18 protein-coding genes, 1 pseudogene and 1 riboswitch are annotated in these 19666 nt (G+C 62.0%); of the genes and pseudogenes, 5 read left to right on the forward strand and 14 right to left on the reverse strand.

Going from position 1 to position 19666, the window contains the following annotated elements:
- Positions 1-2: 2 nt before the first annotated feature.
- Both ASD03_RS33730 and ASD03_RS33735 read right to left on the reverse strand, forming a co-directional pair.
- A complete protein-coding gene (locus tag ASD03_RS33730; protein ID WP_025425210.1) occupies positions 3-653 on the reverse strand; it encodes a thiamine diphosphokinase in 651 nt (216 codons plus the stop codon).
- Between the two features lie 86 nt (positions 654-739).
- Positions 740-1223 (reverse strand): annotated as a pseudogene (locus ASD03_RS33735) (GNAT family N-acetyltransferase).
- A 134-nt stretch (positions 1224-1357) separates the two neighbouring features.
- A riboswitch (TPP riboswitch) is annotated at positions 1358-1475 on the forward strand.
- A 49-nt stretch (positions 1476-1524) separates the two neighbouring features.
- Here ASD03_RS33735 and thiB point away from each other — a divergent pair.
- From thiB to ASD03_RS33755, 4 genes are all read left to right on the forward strand, one after another.
- Positions 1525-2553: a thiamine ABC transporter substrate binding subunit gene (thiB, locus tag ASD03_RS33740; RefSeq protein WP_025425211.1), complete on the forward strand. Its 1029-nt coding sequence runs from the start codon at positions 1525-1527 to the stop codon at positions 2551-2553.
- Between the two features lie 31 nt (positions 2554-2584).
- The gene (gene thiP, locus ASD03_RS33745; protein WP_025425212.1) at positions 2585-4189 is read left to right on the forward strand and encodes a thiamine/thiamine pyrophosphate ABC transporter permease ThiP; all 1605 of its coding nucleotides are present in this window, start codon (positions 2585-2587) and stop codon (positions 4187-4189) included.
- Positions 4186-4902 carry an ATP-binding cassette domain-containing protein gene (locus ASD03_RS33750; RefSeq protein WP_025425213.1) on the forward strand — a complete coding sequence of 239 codons (717 nt, stop codon included), beginning with the start codon at positions 4186-4188 and terminating at the stop codon, positions 4900-4902. Before thiP ends, ASD03_RS33750 begins: the two co-directional genes overlap by 4 nt.
- A 397-nt stretch (positions 4903-5299) precedes the next feature.
- Positions 5300-6811: a M48 family metalloprotease gene (locus tag ASD03_RS33755; RefSeq protein WP_025425214.1), complete on the forward strand. Its 1512-nt coding sequence runs from the start codon at positions 5300-5302 to the stop codon at positions 6809-6811.
- A 293-nt stretch (positions 6812-7104) separates the two neighbouring features.
- On the opposite strand, the gene ASD03_RS33760 is transcribed toward ASD03_RS33755, so the two are convergent.
- From ASD03_RS33760 to ASD03_RS33795, 8 genes are all read right to left on the reverse strand, one after another.
- Positions 7105-7971 carry an RNA polymerase factor sigma-32 gene (locus ASD03_RS33760; protein ID WP_025425215.1) on the reverse strand — a complete coding sequence of 289 codons (867 nt, stop codon included), beginning with the start codon at positions 7969-7971 and terminating at the stop codon, positions 7105-7107.
- 348 nt (positions 7972-8319) lie between these two features.
- Positions 8320-8889 (reverse strand): CarD family transcriptional regulator, encoded by a 570-nt coding sequence (locus tag ASD03_RS33765; RefSeq protein WP_025425216.1) that lies wholly within the window; start codon positions 8887-8889, stop codon positions 8320-8322.
- 412 nt (positions 8890-9301) lie between these two features.
- Positions 9302-9640, reverse strand: a complete 339-nt coding sequence (fdxA, locus tag ASD03_RS33770) for a ferredoxin FdxA (protein ID WP_025425217.1) — start codon at positions 9638-9640, stop codon at positions 9302-9304.
- 201 nt (positions 9641-9841) lie between these two features.
- Positions 9842-10255 (reverse strand): RNA-binding S4 domain-containing protein, encoded by a 414-nt coding sequence (locus ASD03_RS33775; RefSeq protein ID WP_057210875.1) that lies wholly within the window; start codon positions 10253-10255, stop codon positions 9842-9844.
- Positions 10256-10262: 7 nt separating this feature from the next.
- Positions 10263-13256 (reverse strand): DEAD/DEAH box helicase, encoded by a 2994-nt coding sequence (locus ASD03_RS33780; protein ID WP_063997122.1) that lies wholly within the window; start codon positions 13254-13256, stop codon positions 10263-10265.
- Between the two features lie 700 nt (positions 13257-13956).
- Complete coding sequence (locus ASD03_RS33785) at positions 13957-14682, reverse strand: beta-ketoacyl-ACP reductase (RefSeq protein WP_025425220.1); 726 nt, start codon at positions 14680-14682, stop codon at positions 13957-13959.
- Between the two features lie 17 nt (positions 14683-14699).
- A complete protein-coding gene (locus ASD03_RS33790; protein WP_025425221.1) occupies positions 14700-15059 on the reverse strand; it encodes a hypothetical protein in 360 nt (119 codons plus the stop codon).
- Positions 15060-15072: 13 nt separating this feature from the next.
- The gene (locus ASD03_RS33795; RefSeq protein WP_025425222.1) at positions 15073-16254 is read right to left on the reverse strand and encodes an acetyl-CoA C-acetyltransferase; all 1182 of its coding nucleotides are present in this window, start codon (positions 16252-16254) and stop codon (positions 15073-15075) included.
- Positions 16255-16477: 223 nt separating this feature from the next.
- Between ASD03_RS33795 and phaR the strand changes: the two genes are divergently transcribed.
- Positions 16478-17056, forward strand: a complete 579-nt coding sequence (gene phaR / locus ASD03_RS33800; RefSeq protein WP_025425223.1) for a polyhydroxyalkanoate synthesis repressor PhaR — start codon at positions 16478-16480, stop codon at positions 17054-17056.
- A 67-nt stretch (positions 17057-17123) separates the two neighbouring features.
- Here phaR and ASD03_RS33805 read toward each other — a convergent pair whose 3' ends face one another.
- The 4 genes from ASD03_RS33805 to mtgA all read right to left on the reverse strand — a co-directional run bounded on the left by ASD03_RS33805 (position 17124) and on the right by mtgA (position 19609).
- Positions 17124-17525, reverse strand: coding sequence for a hypothetical protein (locus ASD03_RS33805; protein ID WP_025425224.1), 402 nt, complete (start codon positions 17523-17525; stop codon positions 17124-17126).
- 166 nt (positions 17526-17691) lie between these two features.
- Positions 17692-17877 carry a 50S ribosomal protein L32 gene (rpmF, locus tag ASD03_RS33810; RefSeq protein ID WP_025425225.1) on the reverse strand — a complete coding sequence of 62 codons (186 nt, stop codon included), beginning with the start codon at positions 17875-17877 and terminating at the stop codon, positions 17692-17694.
- 159 nt (positions 17878-18036) lie between these two features.
- Positions 18037-18684 carry a glutathione S-transferase family protein gene (locus ASD03_RS33815; protein WP_025425226.1) on the reverse strand — a complete coding sequence of 216 codons (648 nt, stop codon included), beginning with the start codon at positions 18682-18684 and terminating at the stop codon, positions 18037-18039.
- A 178-nt stretch (positions 18685-18862) separates the two neighbouring features.
- Positions 18863-19609: a monofunctional biosynthetic peptidoglycan transglycosylase gene (gene mtgA, locus ASD03_RS33820; RefSeq protein WP_025425227.1), complete on the reverse strand. Its 747-nt coding sequence runs from the start codon at positions 19607-19609 to the stop codon at positions 18863-18865.
- Positions 19610-19666 lie beyond the last annotated feature (57 nt).

The raw sequence follows: 19666 nt of genomic DNA on the forward strand, positions 1-19666 counted from the left end.
GCTCAGGCTCCGGAAAGGTCATAGGGGCGGGCGAGAACGATCGCCCGGCCGGTGTCGAGGGAAATGCGAAGGGGACCCTCCGCGACATTGGAAACGGTGCGCGAAGACCCGAACGGCAACGTGAAATCGGTGAGCGGATAACGCGCGTTGACGATCGTAAGCCCGATGAGATCGGTCAGTCCGAGGATCGAGAATAGGCTGCCCTTCGGCAGATCGATTTCGATCTCGCCTGCAAGCAGCGGATAGGCCTCCTCCTCACCCGAGGTCATGAACACCGGCAACCCACGTTCGGCCAGCGAAGCAGCCTGAAGCAGGTGCAGGAAGGCATGGTCGCTGCGTGATCCTCCGAGCGCGCCGGCAAAGATCAAGGCTTCGGCGCCACGCGACAGCGCCGCCTCGACAGCGATTTCGCCATCGGTCGCAGCCTTGGCGGCGGGATAGGGCTCGCGCGGGACATCGGCAAATTCCGCGAGCAGCGCCTCCTCGGTCGAATCGAAATCGCCCACCCAGACGTCGGGGGTCACGGATAGCACCCGCGCATGCCGCATGCCGCCATCGGCCGCAACGAAGCGGCTGCCTGCGAGCTGGCGCGCAAGGCGATCGGTCGGGGTCAGTGCACCGCCGAGCAGAATGGTGAAGGTGGATCGGGCCATGGCAAAGCCCATAGCGCAAAGGCACGGGCAAGGAAAAGCAAGAAAACCGAACAAGGGCGCGATCCGGCGATTTTGCGTCCTCGTTGTCAGTGATCTTCGGGCAAGGTATCGGGAAACAGCATCTCCGCATAGATCCCGGGGTTGGAATCGGGGATCTCGATGGCGCCGACCGTGCGTCGGTAGAATTCGGCCGGGCCGACGCCGCCGATGATGGCGTAACCGTAGCCTGCGTCACGCATCGCCGTCAGGCTCACGCGCAAGAGCGCCTCGCCGATCCCCGTCCGCGCATGGCCTCGTCGACGCCCGTCGGCCCGAAGAAACCGAGCGCTGTGACATCGTGGCAGGCAAAGCCGACGATCCGGTCCTCGAACACCGCGATGTGCATGCACGTCGGCGTCGATCTGAAGGCCGCCTCCGCCTCGCCCGCCCAGCCGGAGCCAAATGTCTGCTCGATCCAGGGAACAACAAGCTTCGTTCGGGTGCCATTGCGCGGTGAATGCCGATACCGTCAGCAAGCGGTGATCTCGCTTGTGCCGGCAGTGCATAAAGGCGAACGAGCATGTCAGTCATCGCAGGCTCCTTCGGCGTCTGCAAACTCTGCCGACGATTTTACCCCATGCGCCGCGGCGCGAAAATGCGGGGCGGGCGCTTTTGCCGTCCTCAAACTTCGCTTGCCATCAAACCGGCTCGGCGGTAAATCTCTACCCGCTCTAACGGGGTGCCTTCCGACCGCATGGCGGCCGAAGGCTGAGAGGCGTTGAACGCCAACCCGCGGAACCTGATCCGGCTCATACCGGCGGAGGGATTAGACGCGATCGGATCGATACGCCCTTTTCCCATGCAACATCATTTTTAGGGAGAGGTGCCTGCCATGTCCAATTCATCGCAACTCAAGGTTCTTAGCCGGCTAGCGCTTGCCGCGACGGCAGGACTTGTCTTCGCGGCCAATGCCGTTGCTGCCGACAAGACGCTGACCGTCTACACCTATGAAAGCTTCATCACCGAATGGGGGCCGGGTGCCAAGGTCGCCGAAGCTTTCGAGAAGACCTGCGAATGCAAGGTCACCTATGTCGGCGTCGCCGATGGCGTCGAGCTTCTGACCCGCCTCAAGCTCGAAGGCGCGGCCTCCAAGGCCGACATCGTGCTCGGCCTCGATACAAACCTCGTCGCCGAGGCCAAGGCCACCGGCTTCTTCGCGCCGCACGGCATCGAGCCTGCCAACGTCAAGGTACCCGGCGACTTCACCGACGACACCTTCCTTCCCTATGACTACGGCCATTTCGCCGTCGTCTACGACACCCAGACCTTGAAGACGCCGCCGAAGAGCCTGAAGGAACTGGTCGAAGGCGACGCCTCTCAGAAGATCGTCATCGAGGATCCGCGCACCTCGACGCCGGGCCTCGGTCTGCTTCTCTGGGTCAAGGCCGTCTATGGCGACGAAGCCGGCGCCGCCTGGGCCAAGCTCAAGGACAGGGTACTGACCGTAACGCCGGGCTGGTCGGAAGCCTATGGCCTCTTCACCAAGGGCGAAGCGCCGATGGTGCTTTCCTACACCACGTCGCCCGCCTACCACATGGTGGCGGAAAACACCGACCGCTACCAGGCGGCCGAATTCTCGGAAGGTCACTACATCCAGATCGAAGTTGCCGGCATGACCAAGAGCGCCAAGGAGCCGGAGCTTGCCAAGCAGTTTCTCGCCTTCATGACCGGCCCGGAGTTCCAGTCGATCATTCCGACGACCAACTGGATGATGCCGGTCGCGGCGACCAAGGAGCCGCTGCCGGAGGCTTTTAGCAAGCTGGTCAATCCGGAGAAGACTTTCCTGCTGCCGTCGGAAGAGGTGGCGGCGAACCGCAAGGCCTGGATCGACGAATGGCTGGCCGCCATTAGCAAGAACTGAGGCGCATTTGTTCGCGCCTGCCGAAAATCGCATCACGATGACCGCCGGGACTTTAAGTCTCGGCGGTATCCTGCTGTTTGTCGGCCTGGCGATTGCAGCCCTTTTGCTCCAGAGCGGTGACTTCGGCAACAGCGTGCTGTTCGATGCCTATATCTGGCGGGTAACGCGCTTCACCTTGCTGCAGGCGAGCCTTTCGACGCTGCTTTCCGTTGTTCTTGCCATCCCGATCGCACGGGCGCTTGCGCGCCGGCCGAGCTTTCCCGGCCGCGTCTGGGTTCTGCGGGTGATGGCCCTGCCGCTCGGCCTGCCCGTGCTTGTCGGCGCGCTCGGGCTGATCGAGATCTGGGGCCGGCAGGGCGCGCTCAACACCGCCCTCGCCGGCCTCGGGCTGCAGCAGCCGATCAGCATCTACGGCCTTTTCGGCATCCTGCTCGCCCACGTCTTCTTCAACATGCCGCTTATCGCACGTCTCTTTCTCGCCGGGCTCGAGCGCATCCCTTCGGAATACTGGAGAACCGCCGCCAATCTCGGCATGCCGCCAGCCGCACTCTTCCGCTTTGTCGAGTGGCCGGTCCTTCGGGGATTGCTGCCAGGTGCTGCCGGCCTCGTCTTCATGCTCTGCGCCACCAGCTTCACGCTGGTGCTGACGCTCGGCGGCGGGCCTGCCGCCAGCACCATCGAGGTCGCGATCTACCAGGCGCTGCGCTTCGATTTCGACCCGCCGCGGGCGATCGCCCTGTCCGCCCTACAGATCGTCATGACCGGAGCCCTGCTCCTGGCTCTAACGCGTGTCGCGACCGAACCTGCACAAAGCGCAACCGCGGGCAAAATCTCCAGACGCTATGATGCAGGAACCGGCCTCTCCCGGACGTCCGACGCCGGCTGGATCCTGTTCTCGCTGCTCTTCATCGGCGCACCGCTGATCGCCGTCGTCGGTTCCGGCCTGCGTGCGGATCTGGTGAAGCTTGCCGGCGACCCGACCGTGCATCGTGCTCTCGTCACCAGCATTGTCATCGCCGTCCTCTCGGCATTCTTTTGCGTCACCATGGCCGCCGCGATGATCCGCGCCGCCGGCATCGTCGTGGCGCGTCGCCACGCCCCGACCTTGGCCAGGGCATTTGCGGGCACTGTCACCGCCAGCACGTCGCTGGTGCTGCTGGTGCCGCCGGTCGTGCTCGGTGCGGGATGGTTTCTGCTCCTGCGCCCCTTCGGCGATGTCGCCCGTTTCGCCCCCGCCATCGTCGTCGCCATCAACGCATTGATGGCGCTGCCGTTCGTGCACCGGATCCTGGCACCGGCGATGGCAACACATGCCGCACGCACCGACCGACTGACAGCAAGCCTCGGCATCCGCGGCTTCCATCGCCTGCGATGGATCGACTTGCCGCCGCTCCGGAAACCGTTGCTGATGGCGTTCTCCTTCGCCATGGCGCTGTCGCTCGGCGACCTTGGTGCAGTGGCGCTGTTCGGTTCGCAGGACATGGTCACGCTTCCATGGCTGCTCTACAGCCGGATGGGCAGCTATCGCACCGCGGATGCAGCCGGTCTGGCGCTCTTCCTCGGCCTCATCTGCCTGATCTTCACCATGCTCGGCACGGCCGGCGACAGGCGAGTGCCGGAAGGACGAAACGCATGAATTCCCAGGCGGCGGTAGAACTTGTTGGCGTCGACGTTCGTTACGACACCACCGCACTGCACTTCGATTGCGCCATTCAGCCAGGTGGCATCGTCGCAGTTGCCGGGGCCTCCGGGTCGGGAAAGTCGACCCTCTTTCATGTCATCGCCGGTTTCGAGGAGCCGGACCGGGGCGAGGTTCGCATTCTCGGCAAGACGATGTCGGGACAGGCGCCGGCAGAACGACCCGTCTCCGTGATCTTTCAGGACAACAACCTGTTTGCACATCTCGACGTCGCGACCAATGTCGGCTTCGGCATCAGCCCCTCGCTTCGCCTGTCGGTCGCTGATCGCGCACGGATAGACGATGCCCTCGGCCGCGTCGGGCTCGACAGCTTCGGCAAGCGCCTGCCGCCGACGCTGTCCGGCGGCGAACGACAGCGTGTGGCGTTGGCGCGCGCCTTGGTGCGACATCGCCCGCTGCTGCTGCTGGATGAGCCTTTTGCCGCTCTCGATCCCGGCATGAGGGCCGGTATGCGGGCACTGCTGCAAGACCTGCATGATCAGGAAAACAACACGATCCTGATGATCACGCACCATCCCGATGACGTGAGGGCGCTGGCCGATAGCGTGCTTTTTCTGGACCAGGGGCGTATCATCGCCCATGACCCGGTCGAGCGCTTTCTCGAACGGCGCGATATGGCGTCCATCAACCGCTTTCTCGGCAACGCGTGATGCGACGTGGAATCTTGGAGCATTTCCAGGAAAAGTGCGAAGCGGTTTTCCGTCAGGAAATGCGTGGAAACAGGCAGATAGAGCGTTTCCGCGACGTCGTCTAAACCGGAAATGCTCTAGCGCGCGTGGTACTCCGCCACAATTTGACCGCCGCGCCATGCGACGCGCGGATTGTCCGGCCGGAGCGTCACGAATATTCGCGTATCCGTTGCCGTGATACCACGGGGCAACTATTTCTACCGGGGTAAACTAGGCAGGTGGCGCTGAAATCAGATACAGCAAGACCAGGGCTGGAATACTCTTCCCGGATCGGACGTATCCGGCTGAAAAAGTAAGACTTTCAACGCCGCCCGAGTCCCTGTTGTGGGGTGGCGTTGGACGGGAAACGGGCTGAGGCATGGAAAGTCATACAGTCAGAAACGACCGGTTCCCGCCCAAGCGCGGAGGCCTCCGGACACGTGCTGTGGTTGCATTGCTTGCGACGACGCTGCTTTCCGCCTGCCAGTCGGTGATCGAGCAGACCTACGAGCCGACCGTATCGCCGTCCTCCAATCCGCAGATCGTCGACGAAGTCCAGAAGAACGACCCCCGTGCCCAGCTCGGCGCGCGCGAACACCCGCGCATCGTCGCGAGCTACGGCGGGGAGTACAAGGACGCAAAGACGGAGCGGCTGGTCGCCCGCATCGCCGGCGCCCTGACGGCCGTCTCGGAAAACCCGCAGCAGTCCTACCGCATCACCATTCTCAATTCCCCGGCGATCAACGCCTTTGCGCTGCCCGGCGGCTATCTCTATGTCACCCGCGGCCTGCTTGCGCTTGCCAATGACGCGTCCGAGGTTGCGGCCGTGCTGTCGCATGAAATGGCGCACGTCACCGCCAACCATGGCATCGAGCGCCAGCAGCGCGAAGAGGCGGAAGTCATCGCCAGCCGCGTCGTCTCCGAGGTGCTGTCCTCGGATCTCGCCGGCAAGCAGGCACTGGCGCGCGGCAAGCTGCGTCTGGCCGCCTTCTCCCGCAACCAGGAGCTCCAGGCTGACGTCATCGGCGTGCGCATGCTGGGCGAGGCCGGTTACGACCCCTATGCGGCGGCACGCTTCCTCGATTCCATGGCCGCCTACAGCCGCTTCTCCGCGGTCGATCCGGAAGCAGACCAGAGCCTCGACTTCCTATCGAGCCACCCGAATGCCCCGCAGCGCGTCGATCTCGCGCGCCGGCACGCGCGCGCGTTTGGCGCCGAGGGCACCAGCGGCGACCGCGGGCGCGACTATTATCTCGCCGGCATCGACGGCCTGCTCTATGGCGACAGCCCGCAGGAAGGCTATGTCCGCGGCCAGACCTTCATGCATGGCCAGCTCGGCATTCGTTTCGACGTGCCGACCGGCTTCCAGATCGACAACAAGGCAGAAGCGGTCCTGGCAACCGGCCCCGGCGACGTGGCGATCCGTTTCGACGGCATCGCCGATACGGCCCGCAAGAGCCTGACGGATTACATCGCCAGCGGCTGGGTGACCGGCCTGCAGCCCGATACCATCCGTCCGATCAGCGTCAACGGTCTTGAGGCCGCAACGGCCCGCGCGTCTGCCGATCGCTGGGACTTCGACGTCACGGTCGTGCGCATCGACAACCGCATCTACCGCTTCCTGACTGCCGTTCCAAAAGGGTCGCGCGCGCTGGAGCCGACGGCAAACCAGCTGCGCGCAACGTTCCGCAAGATGACGCCGGCCGAAGCACAGTCGCTGAAGCCGCTGCGCATCCGCGTCGCCGTGGTCAAGCCCGGAGAGACGATCGCCATGCTGTCGGCCCGGATGATGGGTACCGACCGCAAGCTCGATCTGTTCCGGCTGATCAACGCCATGCAGGTGACCTCGACCATCAAGCCGGGCGACCGGGTGAAGATCATTTCCGAATAAACGCCAACGGCGCCGCACCATTCAGTCCGACGCCGTCTTATGTCTTCGTGTCAAAGATGCGAAATCGCTTGCCGTGCCCGACGCGCGTTTGACGCGTTGAGGTTTCCGGCGCGAACGTGCAACTGCGTCATCACGTGTTCACCCGTCCTATGGACGGGATGGCCACCCACTGCATGTTTCCTTAAATCCTATTCGATTTAAGGATAAAAACATGCAGCAATTCAAAGTGCTACAGCGACCTTAGCGCGTCTAATAAGACGCGCGGCGCTGTAGGCACGTCTCCCGAAAATGCTTCAGTGCACGACCGATGTCAGCGCCGGAGCCTTGGTTGCCAGCGCCGCCCTGAGCTTTTCAAGCGCCCGCGTCTCGATCTGGCGGACCCGCTCCTTGGAGATGCCGAGGTCGAGCCCGAGCTCCTCCAGCGTTGCGCCTTCCTCTGACAGACGTCGTGCGCGGATGATCCGCATCTCGCGCTCGGTCAGCGCACCCATGGCGTCGTGCAGCCAGATGCGGGCACGCTCGCCGTCGATCATGTCGCTCACCTGTTCGTCAGGCAGCGGCGCGTCGCTTGCGAGAAAGTCGAGGCGCTCTCCCCCATCGGAATCCGCCCCACCGACCGGTGCCTGCAGCGAGGTGTCGCTGCCGGAAAGGCGGGCATCCATGGTCTGGACGTCGGCAATGCTGACCCCGAGTGCGGCGGCAATTTCCTCATGCATAGCCTGCGATGTGAGCTGACGATCGCCTTGGGCAAGCCGCGCGCGCAGCCGGCGAAGATTGAAGAACAGCGCCTTCTGCGCCGAACTGGTGCCGCCACGAACGATCGACCAATTGCGCAGAACGTAGTCCTGCATCGAGGCACGGATCCACCAGGTCGCGTAGGTCGAGAAGCGCACTTCACGGCTGGGCTCGAAGCGCGCGGCGGCTTCGAGCAGGCCTATATGCCCCTCCTGAACGAGATCGCCCATCGGCAGGCCGAAATTGCGGAATTTTGCCGCCATGGAAATGACCAGCCGCATATGCGACATGGCGATCTTGTTGCGGGCGTCCTGATCGTGATCGTTTCGCCAGGCCGTGGCCAGGGCGTGTTCTTCTTCACGCTCGAGATAAGGCGCCTCCATCGCAATCTTGATCATGCGCCTGTCTGCTGTGAGAGTCCTCATCGATCGCTCCATGGCGGGCGCCTGGACGCCGCTAACGGGTGAAGTCCAAGGGCCGGACGGAAGGACCCGACCGACGCCGACGGCGGCTGGTGCGACGACACCGAAGCTTGAAGAACCGGTGCAGCGCCCTACTTCCAAACTACGAAGCTGAATTCTGACAGAAGATCAGAGCACCCAGATCGCCCCGGCAGGAAGGCGGCGCATCCCTGCCGGCTTTGATAAATGCGCGCCGGCGAGAAAAGTTCCCTCGCCCCGACGAAAAAGCTGCAAGCAGGAATGGTGCAAACGAAAAAGCCCGGCGCGATGGCCGGGCTTTGTCTTGTCGTGATGGTATGGGACTGGCGCTCTTTAAGCTGCCTCGTCCTGGGCGTCGTCTTCTTCGATCGCCTTGCCGCGCTTCGGACCCTTGTTAAGATTGGCTTCGACCAGGCGAACAGCCTCGGTCTCGGACATCTTGTTCACGGCCGCGATTTCGCGCGCCATGCGGTCGAGGGCAGCTTCATAGAGCTGGCGTTCGGAATAGGACTGCTCCGGCTGGTTTTCTGCGCGGTAGAGGTCGCGCACGACTTCTGCGATCGAGATCAGATCGCCGGAATTGATCTTGGCATCGTATTCCTGTGCGCGGCGCGACCACATGGTCCGCTTGACGCGAGCCTTGCCCTGCACAACCTTCAACGCGCGATCGACGAAATCGGTCTCCGAGAGCTTGCGCATGCCGATGCTGACGGCCTTGGCGACCGGCACCTTCAGGCGCATCTTGTCCTTTTCGAAATCGATGACAAAAAGCTCAAGCTTCATGCCGGCAACTTCCTGCTCCTCGATAGCGACGATCTGTCCGACGCCATGGGCCGGATAGACAATCGATTCACCGGTCTTGAAGCCGTGGCGTGTCGAAGATTTTTTCTGCTGGGTCGTCATTCGTTTCAAAAACTCCCTGTTTCGCACCCGGCCATTCTTGGCCGGGGCCGGGTCAGTGAGGCCCGGGATAGACGGGGATACCGCCGGGTGGGTCCATCCTGGTCCGTCCAAAGGAACCCAAACAATCCCATCAAACGCGGTCACAATAGAGAGACGCAACGGTGCGTATCTGGAAAAACCGCGCTGTGGAGATCGTTTGCTTTCGTGAGGTTTTCGGGCGCGCAAAAACACCCTCTGTGGATCAGTAGAAGGACCCTATCACAAAAAACTGCGGAAATCAATAATTTGCTGCATGGCAGCCATCAAGCCGCCATTCTCGCAGATGCGAGGGCGGAGCCTGATTTTCCCCAGATTTGACGCCGGGGTCATTATCGTCTCGCCAGCCTCGGCGCACGGACCGAGGCCGAGCGCCTCAGTCGCCCTGGCCGGGTTCGGCAGAGAAGTACTTCTCGTACTTGCCTTCGACCCCGTCCATTTCCTTGGCTTCCGGCATCGCGTCGCGCTTGATGGTGACGTTCGGCCACTTGGTGGCAAAATCAGCGTTCACTTTCAACCACATATCGAGGCCCGGCTCGGTGTCTGGCTTGATGGCCTCGGCAGGACATTCCGGCTCGCAGACGCCGCAATCGATGCATTCATCGGGATGAATGACGAGAAAATTCTCGCCTTCGTAGAAGCAGTCCACCGGGCAGACTTCAACGCAATCCATGTACTTGCAGCGAATGCAATTGTCGGTCACGACATACGTCATGAGGTACTCCAGCCAATGCTCACGTTTGATGGCGGACCGCAATCAATGGTGATGCTCATGTCCGCGCATGCTAGGAATGTCCGGCGCGCATAGCTGCCGAAGCAAGACCGATGCACTCAACGTGGGTTGTCAGGTAAAGGCTTTATGGACCCTTTGCAAGAATATTCAATGCGCAAAACGCCGCGCTGAAGGCAGAGTTTTCTAATCGTCGAGCGGATTGAAACCGGGCTTCAACCGGTCGGTTTCGCGCCGCTCTTTCTTGGTGGGTCGCCCCGCCCCCGGCTCACGCGTCGCGAGGTCAAAAGCCGAGAGCTTTTCCCGCGGCTCCGCCGGCGTCAGGTCCTCGTAGAGCAGCCGCGCCTCATCGAAAGGGCCGCGTCGTTCGCCGGGCAGAAGCACACGCACGATCACGTCGCGCCGCTCGAGCGACACAGCGAGCACATCGCCCGCCTTCACCTGGAAGGAGGACTGCTTGACCCGTTCGTCATTGACAGTGACGTGCCCCGCCTCGATCGCCTTTTGGGCGAGCGAGCGGGACTTCAACAGGCGCGTGAAGAACAGCCATTTGTCGAGACGCTGGCGCGATGCCGGGTTGGACGCAGACTGTTTCTCCATGGCGTTCCTACTTCTTCATCTGCTCCTTGAGAGCGGCAAGCTTGGCAAAGGGCGAATCCGGATCGATCGGCTTCTCCTTGCGCGGCGGGCGCGCCTCGAACTTGGCCGCGTTCGGCTTGCCGCCGCGATCGTGACGATCATGGCGATCCTGCCGCTGGCCACCCTCGGGCTTGCCGTCGTGCCGCTTGCCGCGGGCCGGTGCGCCGGCCTTGCGGCCGCCTTCGCGTCCCTCGCCCTGGCCTTGGCCTTGCCCCTGGCGCGGACCGCCACGGCGCTGATCGCCCTGGTGACGGCCACCCTGGCGCTGATTGTCCTGGCGGGTGCCCGGACGCCAGAGGAGAACCGGCTTGGCTTCGGCAGCCTCGGCACCCTCTTCCGCGGCTGCCTGGGGAGCGGCAGCTTCGCCTTCGGCAGTCGCCGGCTCGACGGAGGCAGGTGCCTCGGTTTCAGCCGCCGGTTCGCCTTCACCGCTTGCATCCGCATCGTCGTGGTCGGCGGCAGCTTCCGTGGACGCCTCGGCCGGGGCTGCAGGCGCCACGCCCTGGCTTGCCAGGAACGCTGCGGCATCCTCGGCCTTCACGCTATCGGCGCGGTAGCCAAGCCCCTTGAGAATTTCTTCCATATCGTCAGGCGTTGCGCCGAGAATGGAGAGCATGGAGGTCGTCGCGGTGAAGCGACGGCCGTCATAGGCGCCTTCGGGACGCGGCTGCGCACCCGGCTTCCACTGCAGCAGCGGACGGATGAGATCCGCCAGACGCTCGAGGATGTCGATGCGAACGGCACGCTTGCCGAGGAAACGGAAGCCCGCGAGCTTGTAGAACGTCCGCTCAAACGAGGGATCGGTAACGACCGAGGTGCGGCCAGCGGCCAGCATCGGGATCAGATCGCCATAGCCAGCCTTGTCGAGGCCATCGTTCTTCAGCGCCCAGAGCAGCGTAATGAGCTCGGCCGGAGCCGGCTTCAACAGCGCGGGCAGGAAGATGTGATAGGCGCCGAAGCGGACGCCATACTTGCGGATCGAGGCGCGACCGTCCTGGTCGAGCGACTTCACCTCTTCGGCGACGTCGCGGCGGAACAGCACGCCGAGATTTTCGACGAGCTGGAATGCCAGCCCCTTGGCGAGGCCTTCGAGATCCTCGGCGCGCGAGATATCGTCAAGCGGTTTCAGCACCGTGCCGATATGATGGTTCACGAAACGCTCGATGCGGGCGACGACATGCTCGCGCGCATTGGCCTGCAGCTGCTCGTCGGCAAGCAGGATGACGCGCGGACGCATGACATGGTCGCTGGCCGCAAGCCGAGCCACGGGATCGCCGAGCCAACGCACCAGTCCGTCGGACGATAGCGCAAGGTCGCCATTGCCGGAGGCGTGCAGACGCGCCGCACGCGCTTCGAACTCGAGCGCCAGCGCCTTCTGCGCAGCACCCTGCACGGCCTTGGCATCCGGTCCGTCTCCGCCGGTCGCCAGCGTAAACCGGAAACCGGTTAGTTGTCCTACGTGATGGCCTTCAACGAAGACGTCACCATTCACACTGATTTCAGCTTCCAGCATAGCATTCTCTCTCAGGCGCTTCATGAGCACAGATGTCCTGCGATCAACAAAGCGTTTCGTCAACCGTTCATGTAGTGCGTCGGACAATCGATCTTCAATTTCCCGCGTCTTTTCTTGCCAGTGTGTCGGATCGGCAAGCCATCCGGGCCGGTTCGACACATAGGTCCAGGTTCTGATCTGCGCGATTCGCGCCGAAAGTGTGTCGATCTCACCATCGGTATAATCCGCCCGACGGACTTGCTCGGCCATGAAATCTTCGTTCACGGCGCCACGTCGGACAAGATCGGCGTAGATCGTGGAGATCAGATCGGCGTGTTGAGCCGGTGTAATGCGGCGATAATCCGGCAATGCACAGGCTTCCCACAATTTTTCGACCCGGTCCGGCGTCGTCGCCAGATCGGCCACTTCGGGATAGCGCGACAAATGTTCGAACGCCTGCTGATCCACCGCAGGTAGAGCGCGCGCAAGCCCCGGAATTGTCGGGGCGGCATCCAGGCTTCGCTTCAACGCGGCAAGCGACGCATAGTCAAACGCCTTGGAGCGCCATTGCAGCACCTTGAGCGGATCGAATTCATGTGACTCGATGCGATGCACCAGCTCGTTGTCGAACGGATCGACCCGGCCGGTGACGCCGAACGTGCCATCGCGCAGGTGCCGCCCGGCACGCCCGGCGATCTGCGCCAGTTCGGCCGGATTGAGGTTGCGGAACTGGTAGCCGTCGAACTTGCGGTCCTGTGCGAAGGCGACATGGTCGACGTCGAGGTTCAATCCCATGCCGATCGCATCGGTCGCCACCAGAAACTCGACGTCGCCTTCCTGATAGAGCGCGACCTGGGCATTGCGCGTGCGCGGCGACAGCGCCCCGAGCACGACGGCAGCGCCGCCGCGCTGACGGCGGATCAGCTCGGCAATCGCATAGACTTCGTCTGCCGAAAAGGCGACGATGGCCGAGCGATGCGGCAGGCGGGTGATTTTCTTCGACCCGGCATAGAGCAGCTGCGACATGCGCGGGCGTTCGACGACGGTGATGCCCGGCAACAATTGTTCGAGGATCGGCCGCATCGTCGCGGCCCCGAGCAGCAGCGTCTCGCCGCGGCCGCGCAGATAGAGCAGCCGGTCGGTGAAGATGTGACCACGCTCGAGATCGCCGGCGAGCTGCACTTCGTCGATCGCCACGAAGGACGCCGTCGTTTCGCGCGGCATCGCCTCGACCGTGCAGACCGAGTAGCGGGCGCGATGTGGGGTGATCTTTTCCTCGCCGGTGATCAGCGCAACGTTGTGATGGCCGACCTTTTCGACAACACGCGTATAGACCTCGCGCGCGAGCAGCCGCAGCGGCAGCCCGATGACGCCGCTATCGTGCGCGATCATGCGCTCGATCGCATAATGCGTCTTGCCGGTATTGGTTGGCCCGAGCACCGCGGTGACGCCGCGGCCGCTCAGGATCATGGGGTGAACGGACACGTCATCGATCCCGGGCATTCAAGAACATAAGAGGCGCCTTTACGCGCCGGCGGCAAACACATGCCCACGCACCGCGGCAAACGCAAGGGGCGCCGGCAACTAAAACCATTTCCCGGCAAACCAGCGCCTGCCCGCACCACCATATCTGGACGTGCGAAATTAAGGTTCGGAACAGCCACGGAACGAATCGGCGACGAATCGCTGACTCCACTCGATTCACTGTATGTTCACGGCTACATATAGATTGCAACTGCCAATATTGCACCACATGCTGAATCAGGTCTCTGGCAGCGCGTGCGCCGTGCACCCCGAGCGTTAATCTGGGTTGCCGAAGCATTAAAGGTGGCAAAGGATTCGGAATCCAAGACTCTGGAAAGTTTAGGAAATTTTAACCGAAGAATCAGGCTGATTCGCCGGAATCAGGGAATGGGAATCGCTGCGTTAACACATCGACCAAAGCCGGAACGAATCGACGACGAATCACAGACATCACTGCGTTCCACATTCGTTCTCCACAACATATGGTATGTCGACGCACGGCAAACAACAGGCCAGAAACCGGCTTTCTCCAACTTGCGGACAGATTCCGGTGCGCCATTAACCTTCTGTCTTTGAACCGAGCAGGCAATAAAAATGAAACGGCGCCCCAAACGGAGCGCCGTCGAAAGTGCGGGCGATAACAGGATCAGACGAAGAACTGTCCGCCATTGGCGGAGATCGTCGACCCCGTGATGAAGCCGGCATCGTCGGATGCGAGGAAAACCACGCAGCGGGCAATCTCCTCCGGCTCGCCCAGACGACCGACCGGGATCTGCGGAATGATCCGCTCGTTGAGAACCTTTTCCGGTATCGCCCGCACCATCTCCGTGCCGATGTAGCCCGGGCAGATGGCATTGACAGTGATGCCTTTGGCAGCCCCTTCCTGGGAGAGTGCCTTGGTGAAGCCGAGATCACCGGCCTTGGCGGCCGAGTAGTTCGCCTGCCCCATCTGGCCCTTCTGGCCGTTGATCGACGAAATATTGATCACCCGCCCGAAGCTGCGGTCCCGCATGCCGGTCCAGACCGGATGGGTCATGTTGAACAGGCCGGTCAGGTTGGTGTTGATCACCTCGCCCCATTGCTCCGGGGTCATCTTGTGGAACATGGCATCACGGGTGATGCCGGCATTGTTGACAAGCACTTCGATCGGCCCAAGGTCGGCCTCGACCTTGGCAATGCCGTCGACGCAGGACTGATAGTTGGAGACATCCCACTTGTAGACCGGGATGCCGGTTTCCTCCTTGAACGCCTGCGCCTTCTCGTCATTGCCGGCGTAGTTGGCAGCAACCTTGTATCCTGCATTCTTCAGCGCGATGGAAATCGCGGCGCCAATGCCGCGTGACCCACCCGTAACCAATGCTACCCTGCTCATGCTCGCCTCCCACTTGATTAATTCAGTTTATCAAAGGCCTTCTTCATCAATTTTTCGCCCATATGCTGCCCGTAGATCCTGGCCGCAGCCTGAAATTGCGGATCAGCGAGCATGGACATTCCGACCTCGCACTTGGTCAGCGCGAGGTTCATCAACAGACTGCTCATCTGGACGACGTAGGATTTGACACTGCCGCTGTCGTCGTTGAGGGCAGCGATCATCAGGTTCTTGAAAACGGTCTCGTCATCGACAGTCGTGTGGTCCAGCATGCACTGGACCACTTTTGCCTGTTCGAACGGCGGAGATGTCGCATGACCCTGGTTCGCCGACGAAGCGACAAACAGGACCGAAAAGATCAACCCGCTGACATGACGCATGCGGTCGGGCCGGTCAGAGACGCTCGACGCACATGGCGACGCCCATGCCGCCACCGATGCACAAGGTCACAAGGCCCTTGGAAACGCCGCGGCGCTTCATTTCGAACAGCAGCGTGTTGAGAACGCGGGCGCCGGACGCGCCGATCGGATGTCCGATCGCAATCGCGCCGCCATTGACGTTGACGATCGACGGATCCCAGCCGAGGTCCTTGTTGACCGCGCAGGCCTGTGCCGCGAAGGCCTCGTTGGCTTCGACGAGTTCGACATCACCGATCGCCCAGCCGGCCTTCTCCAGCGCCTTGCGCGATGCCGGGATCGGGCCTGTGCCCATCACCTGCGGATCGACGCCGGCCGTGGCCCAGGAAACGATGCGCGCGAGCGGCTGAATGCCGCGCTTGGCGGCCTCTGCCTCGGTCATCAGCAGGGTGGCGGCGGCACCGTCATTGAGGCCGGATGCGTTGCCGGCGGTCACGGTTCCCTCCTTGTCGAAGGCCGGACGCAGCTTGGTCATCTGGTCGATGGTCGCGCCATGGCGGATATATTCGTCCTGATCGACGATGACGTCACCCTTGCGGCCCTTGACGACGAACGGAACGATCTCGTCAGCGAAGCGGCCCGCCTTCTGCGCGGCCTCGGCCTTATTCTGCGACGCCAGCGCAAACTGATCCTGCTCCTCGCGGGTCAGCTGCCACTGACGGGCGACATTCTCCGCGGTGATACCCATGTGGTAGCCGTAGAAGGCGTCCGTCAGGCCATCCTTGATCATCGTGTCGATCATCTTGAAGTCGCCCATCTTCACGCCGCCACGCAGGTGCGAGCAATGCGGTGCCATCGACATCGACTCCATGCCGCCGGCAATGATGATTTCTGCATCGCCGGATGCGATCTGCTGCATGCCGAGCGCGACTGCGCGCAGGCCCGAGCCGCAAAGCTGGTTCATGCCCCAGGCGGTCTTTTCTGGCGGAATGCCCGCCTTCATCGCGGCCTGGCGCGCCGGGTTCTGGCCTTCGCCTGCCTGCAGCACCTGCCCGAGGATCACTTCATCGACCTCGTTCGCCTCGACGCCGGCGCGTTCGAGTACCGCCTTGATGACGGCGGCGCCAAGCTCGTGGGCCGGTGTGTTGCCGAAGGCACCGTTGAAGGATCCGACGGCGGTACGTGCCGCGCTGGCGATCACGATGGAGGGATTGCTCATGGGGGACGTTTCCTCAGATTTTCTTGCGTGACGACAGCAGACTGGCAAAGCGCGGGGCGCAAGTCAAACGCCTTGATGCACTGCCGCAAAACCGTCATCCCCTGCCGACCGCGAGATTTCGCACTTGCGTCGCCGCATCGCACAAAGACATTGTCAGCGGCATTCGTTTGCGGATACTCTGAAAAGTAGAAAAAGACGGACCGCGGGTAATGAGGAGAGCCTGATGGCGAAGAACGACGGCCAGATCGTAATCAAGAAATATGCGAACCGGCGGCTCTACAACACCGGGACCAGCACCTACGTCACGCTCGACGACCTGGCCGTGATGGTGAAGAAGGGCGAGGAGTTTACCGTACAGGACGCCAAATCAGGCGAAGACATTACCCATTCGGTTCTGACGCAGATCATCTTCGAGCAGGAATCCAAGACCGGCAACACGCTGCTGCCGATTTCGTTCCTGCGCCAGCTGATTTCCTTCTACGGCGACCAGATGCAGATGGTCGTGCCGAGCTATCTCGAGCACTCGATGCAGGCCTTCACCGAGCAGCAGGTGCAGATGCGGGAGCAGATCAACAAGGCCTTCGGCGACACGCCGCTCGGCAAGAACCTGCAGGCGCCGCTGCAACTGGTCGAGGAGCAGGTTCGGCGCAACACAGAGATGTTCCATCAGGCGATGCAGATGTTTTCGCCGTTCATCGCCTCGCCTCCGGTCAAGGAGACCAAGAAGGCGGAAGCCAAGGATATCGACGAGTTGAAGGAGCAATTGCGCGCCCTTCAGACCAAGCTCGACAATCTCGGCTGAGCGTATCGCGACGGCGCCGCGGTCCTCATCGGCACGCGGCGATGTGAGCGTTCTTCTTCAGTCCGCTTCAAAGACCGATTGAAACGTCCCGGCCGGCCGATCGCATCGACACGGAGAAGCCGGCGATGACGTCGATGAAGCTGATCGTCATCAGGATGAAGAAGATTTGTGTGGCCGCCGGGGCGACCAGTAGGAACTCGACCAGGAACGCGATGAAGAGCACCATCGACAACAGATGGTCCATCAGCGCCCGCGTGCCGGTGCGGGTCGCCTTGAGAATTTCCACGAAAAGCAGAAGCAAGGCCACGACGATCAGGAGATCGCCGAAGCTCATGGCCCATGTCGCGCCGGACAGCATGGACAGCGACATCACGCCGGCACCGAGGCCAGCCGTGCCGCCGAAAAGGCCGAGCATGGCAAGGTTGTAGATGGCAAAGGGCAGGATCAGCAATGGAATGGCGGCAAGCATGAACAAATGCGCTCCCTCTTCAATGAGTGATCGCTACATGCGCCACGTGACGCCAGAGATCACCACGCCGACTTAATACCAACCTCTCCGTCGAGAAGATGTCAGGCATGCAAAAGAAAAGGGCTGGCAAAGCCAGCCCTTTAACTCGGTCCGCCAATGTCAGCGCTTATGCGCTTTCCTTCGGGGTCAGAACCTGACGACCACGGTACATGCCGGTCTTCAGGTCGATGTGGTGCGGGCGACGCAGTTCACCGGAGTTCTTGTCTTCGATGTAGGTCGGCGTCTTGAGGGCGTCAGCAGAACGGCGCATGCCACGCTTGGACGGGCTCGTTTTTCTTTTAGGTACAGCCATTTCATTCTCCACTTATCGGGCAAAACACTGTTCAGCAGCCGAAATGGCCGTATAAAACAGATGTTAATCACGGAAATTTGGCGCGCTTATACATGGCGAACTGCCGCTTGACCAGTCCCCGAGCGCAATTTTTCGACTCCTCCTCGCAAGGAAGTCGAATCAGACTTCTTCCTCGGCAACGATCCACGGTTCCGCTCGTGCGGCCGCTTCCCATTTCCGGGATGCCGGATGCGCCTTTACTCGCTCCATATATCCCAACGTCGTGGGGTCGCTAACGAGATTGTAGACGTCGAAGCGGTTAACCACAGGCGCGTACATCGCATCCGCAGCCGTGAACGACCCGAAAAGGAACGGACCGCCGGAGCGCGCGAGCGCGTCGGCCCAGATCGTCTCGATGCGGGCGACATCGGCGCGCACGTCGCCCGAAACCCCAAGCGTCTGTTTCTGCCGGCGAATGTTCATCGGGCAGGCGCTGCGCAAGGCACGAAAGCCGGAGAGCATTTCGCAGGCATAGCTGCGCGCCCGCGCCCGGTCCTGTTGGTCTGCCGGCCAAAGCCCGGCATCCGGAAACAGTTCGGCGACATATTCGATGATCGCCAGCGACTCCCAGATCTTGACGTCGCCATGCTCGAGAAGCGGCACACGCCCGGTCGGCGAGATTTCCCGCAGCTTCGGGTTTCCGGCCGCAAAATCGAAGGGAATGACCACGTCCTCGAAGGCAATGCCTGAGGCTTCGAGCGCCAGCCACGGTCGCAGCGACCAGGACGAATAGTTCTTGTTGCCGACGTAAAGGACGAGTTTGTTCAAGATTGGATCTCCCTATGCACCCTGCTGCAACCATTACAGCGCCGCGCGTCTTATTAGACGCGCAAAGGTCGCTGTAGCACTTTGAACTGCTGCATGTTTTTATCCTTAAATCGAATAGGATTTAAGGAAACATGCAGTAGGCCACGGCGAGCATCAGGACCAATGAATAGGCGTCATCTCAATCATAAAGGCAGGTGATGTATCCGCCCGATCGGCTGGCCCGGCGCTCGATCAGTGATGCCAGGCGTTTCAGTCCGCGCCCCGGTTTTCCGGCGTTGCGCTCTTTCGGGTTGGGCAGCGACACGGCGAGAAGAGCGGCCTGGCGCCTGGAAAGCTTGGCGGCGGAAACGCCGAAATGGTGGCGGGCGGCAGCCTCGATGCCGTAGATACCGTCACCCCATTCGGCGACATTCAGGTAGATCTCCATCATCCGCTGTTTGCTCCAGACGAAGTCGGCGGCGATGGCGAGCGGCAGTTCCATCGCCTTGCGCACGAAGGAGCGGCCGTTCCAGAGGAAGAGGTTCTTCACCGTCTGCATCGGGATGGTGCTGGCGCCGCGCGTCGATTCCCCATCGAGCGCATCCTCAACCACGCCCCGCATCTGCCCCCAGTCGACGCCGTCGTGGATGCAGAACTGGCCATCCTCCGACATCATCACCGATTGCACCAGCACCGGCGCTATCTTGTCGAACTCGACCCACTGTCGGTCATAGCCGCGCAGCAGCACGAGGTCGCGCAGCATCAGCGTCGAAACCGGGCGAATGAAGTCGATGAGATAGAGCGCAATCAGCGCATAGGGCAGAAGCAACAGGCCAAGAACGACGAAAATGATGCGACGGCGATGCAGGCGCCACGTCCGACGGAGGGACGACCAGCGACTGGCGGGCATATCGCCCTCCTCACGCGCCTCGGGAACGATGTCCACGGCCTGACTGTCCACCTCTCTGTCCATCCGTTTCTCTTAGTGCATGGGCTGGCAAAG

Origin of the sequence: Ensifer sp. Root127, from assembly GCF_001425225.1 — a bacterium.
Lineage (GTDB): Bacteria > Pseudomonadota > Alphaproteobacteria > Rhizobiales > Rhizobiaceae > Ensifer > Ensifer canadensis.

What these genes read in the sequence shown, in the direction of transcription:
- ASD03_RS33760 (WP_025425215.1), bottom strand. Translation starts at nt 7,971, where the DNA reads ATGAGGACTCTCACAGCAGACAGGCGCATGATCAAGATTGCGATGGAG.
- ASD03_RS33790 (WP_025425221.1), bottom strand. Translation starts at nt 15,059, where the DNA reads ATGCGTCATGTCAGCGGGTTGATCTTTTCGGTCCTGTTTGTCGCTTCG.
- ASD03_RS33780 (WP_063997122.1), bottom strand. Translation starts at nt 13,256, where the DNA reads ATGATCCTGAGCGGCCGCGGCGTCACCGCGGTGCTCGGGCCAACCAAT.
- ASD03_RS33750 (WP_025425213.1), top strand. Translation starts at nt 4,186, where the DNA reads ATGAATTCCCAGGCGGCGGTAGAACTTGTTGGCGTCGACGTTCGTTAC.
- rpmF (WP_025425225.1), bottom strand. Translation starts at nt 17,877, where the DNA reads ATGGCTGTACCTAAAAGAAAAACGAGCCCGTCCAAGCGTGGCATGCGC.
- ASD03_RS33785 (WP_025425220.1), bottom strand. Translation starts at nt 14,682, where the DNA reads ATGAGCAGGGTAGCATTGGTTACGGGTGGGTCACGCGGCATTGGCGCC.
- phaR (WP_025425223.1), top strand. Translation starts at nt 16,478, where the DNA reads ATGGCGAAGAACGACGGCCAGATCGTAATCAAGAAATATGCGAACCGG.
- fdxA (WP_025425217.1), bottom strand. Translation starts at nt 9,640, where the DNA reads ATGACGTATGTCGTGACCGACAATTGCATTCGCTGCAAGTACATGGAT.
- thiB (WP_025425211.1), top strand. Translation starts at nt 1,525, where the DNA reads ATGTCCAATTCATCGCAACTCAAGGTTCTTAGCCGGCTAGCGCTTGCC.
- ASD03_RS33765 (WP_025425216.1), bottom strand. Translation starts at nt 8,889, where the DNA reads ATGACGACCCAGCAGAAAAAATCTTCGACACGCCACGGCTTCAAGACC.
- ASD03_RS33775 (WP_057210875.1), bottom strand. Translation starts at nt 10,255, where the DNA reads ATGGAGAAACAGTCTGCGTCCAACCCGGCATCGCGCCAGCGTCTCGAC.
- ASD03_RS33805 (WP_025425224.1), bottom strand. Translation starts at nt 17,525, where the DNA reads ATGCTTGCCGCCATTCCATTGCTGATCCTGCCCTTTGCCATCTACAAC.
- ASD03_RS33795 (WP_025425222.1), bottom strand. Translation starts at nt 16,254, where the DNA reads ATGAGCAATCCCTCCATCGTGATCGCCAGCGCGGCACGTACCGCCGTC.
- ASD03_RS33730 (WP_025425210.1), bottom strand. Translation starts at nt 653, where the DNA reads ATGGCCCGATCCACCTTCACCATTCTGCTCGGCGGTGCACTGACCCCG.
- ASD03_RS33755 (WP_025425214.1), top strand. Translation starts at nt 5,300, where the DNA reads ATGGAAAGTCATACAGTCAGAAACGACCGGTTCCCGCCCAAGCGCGGA.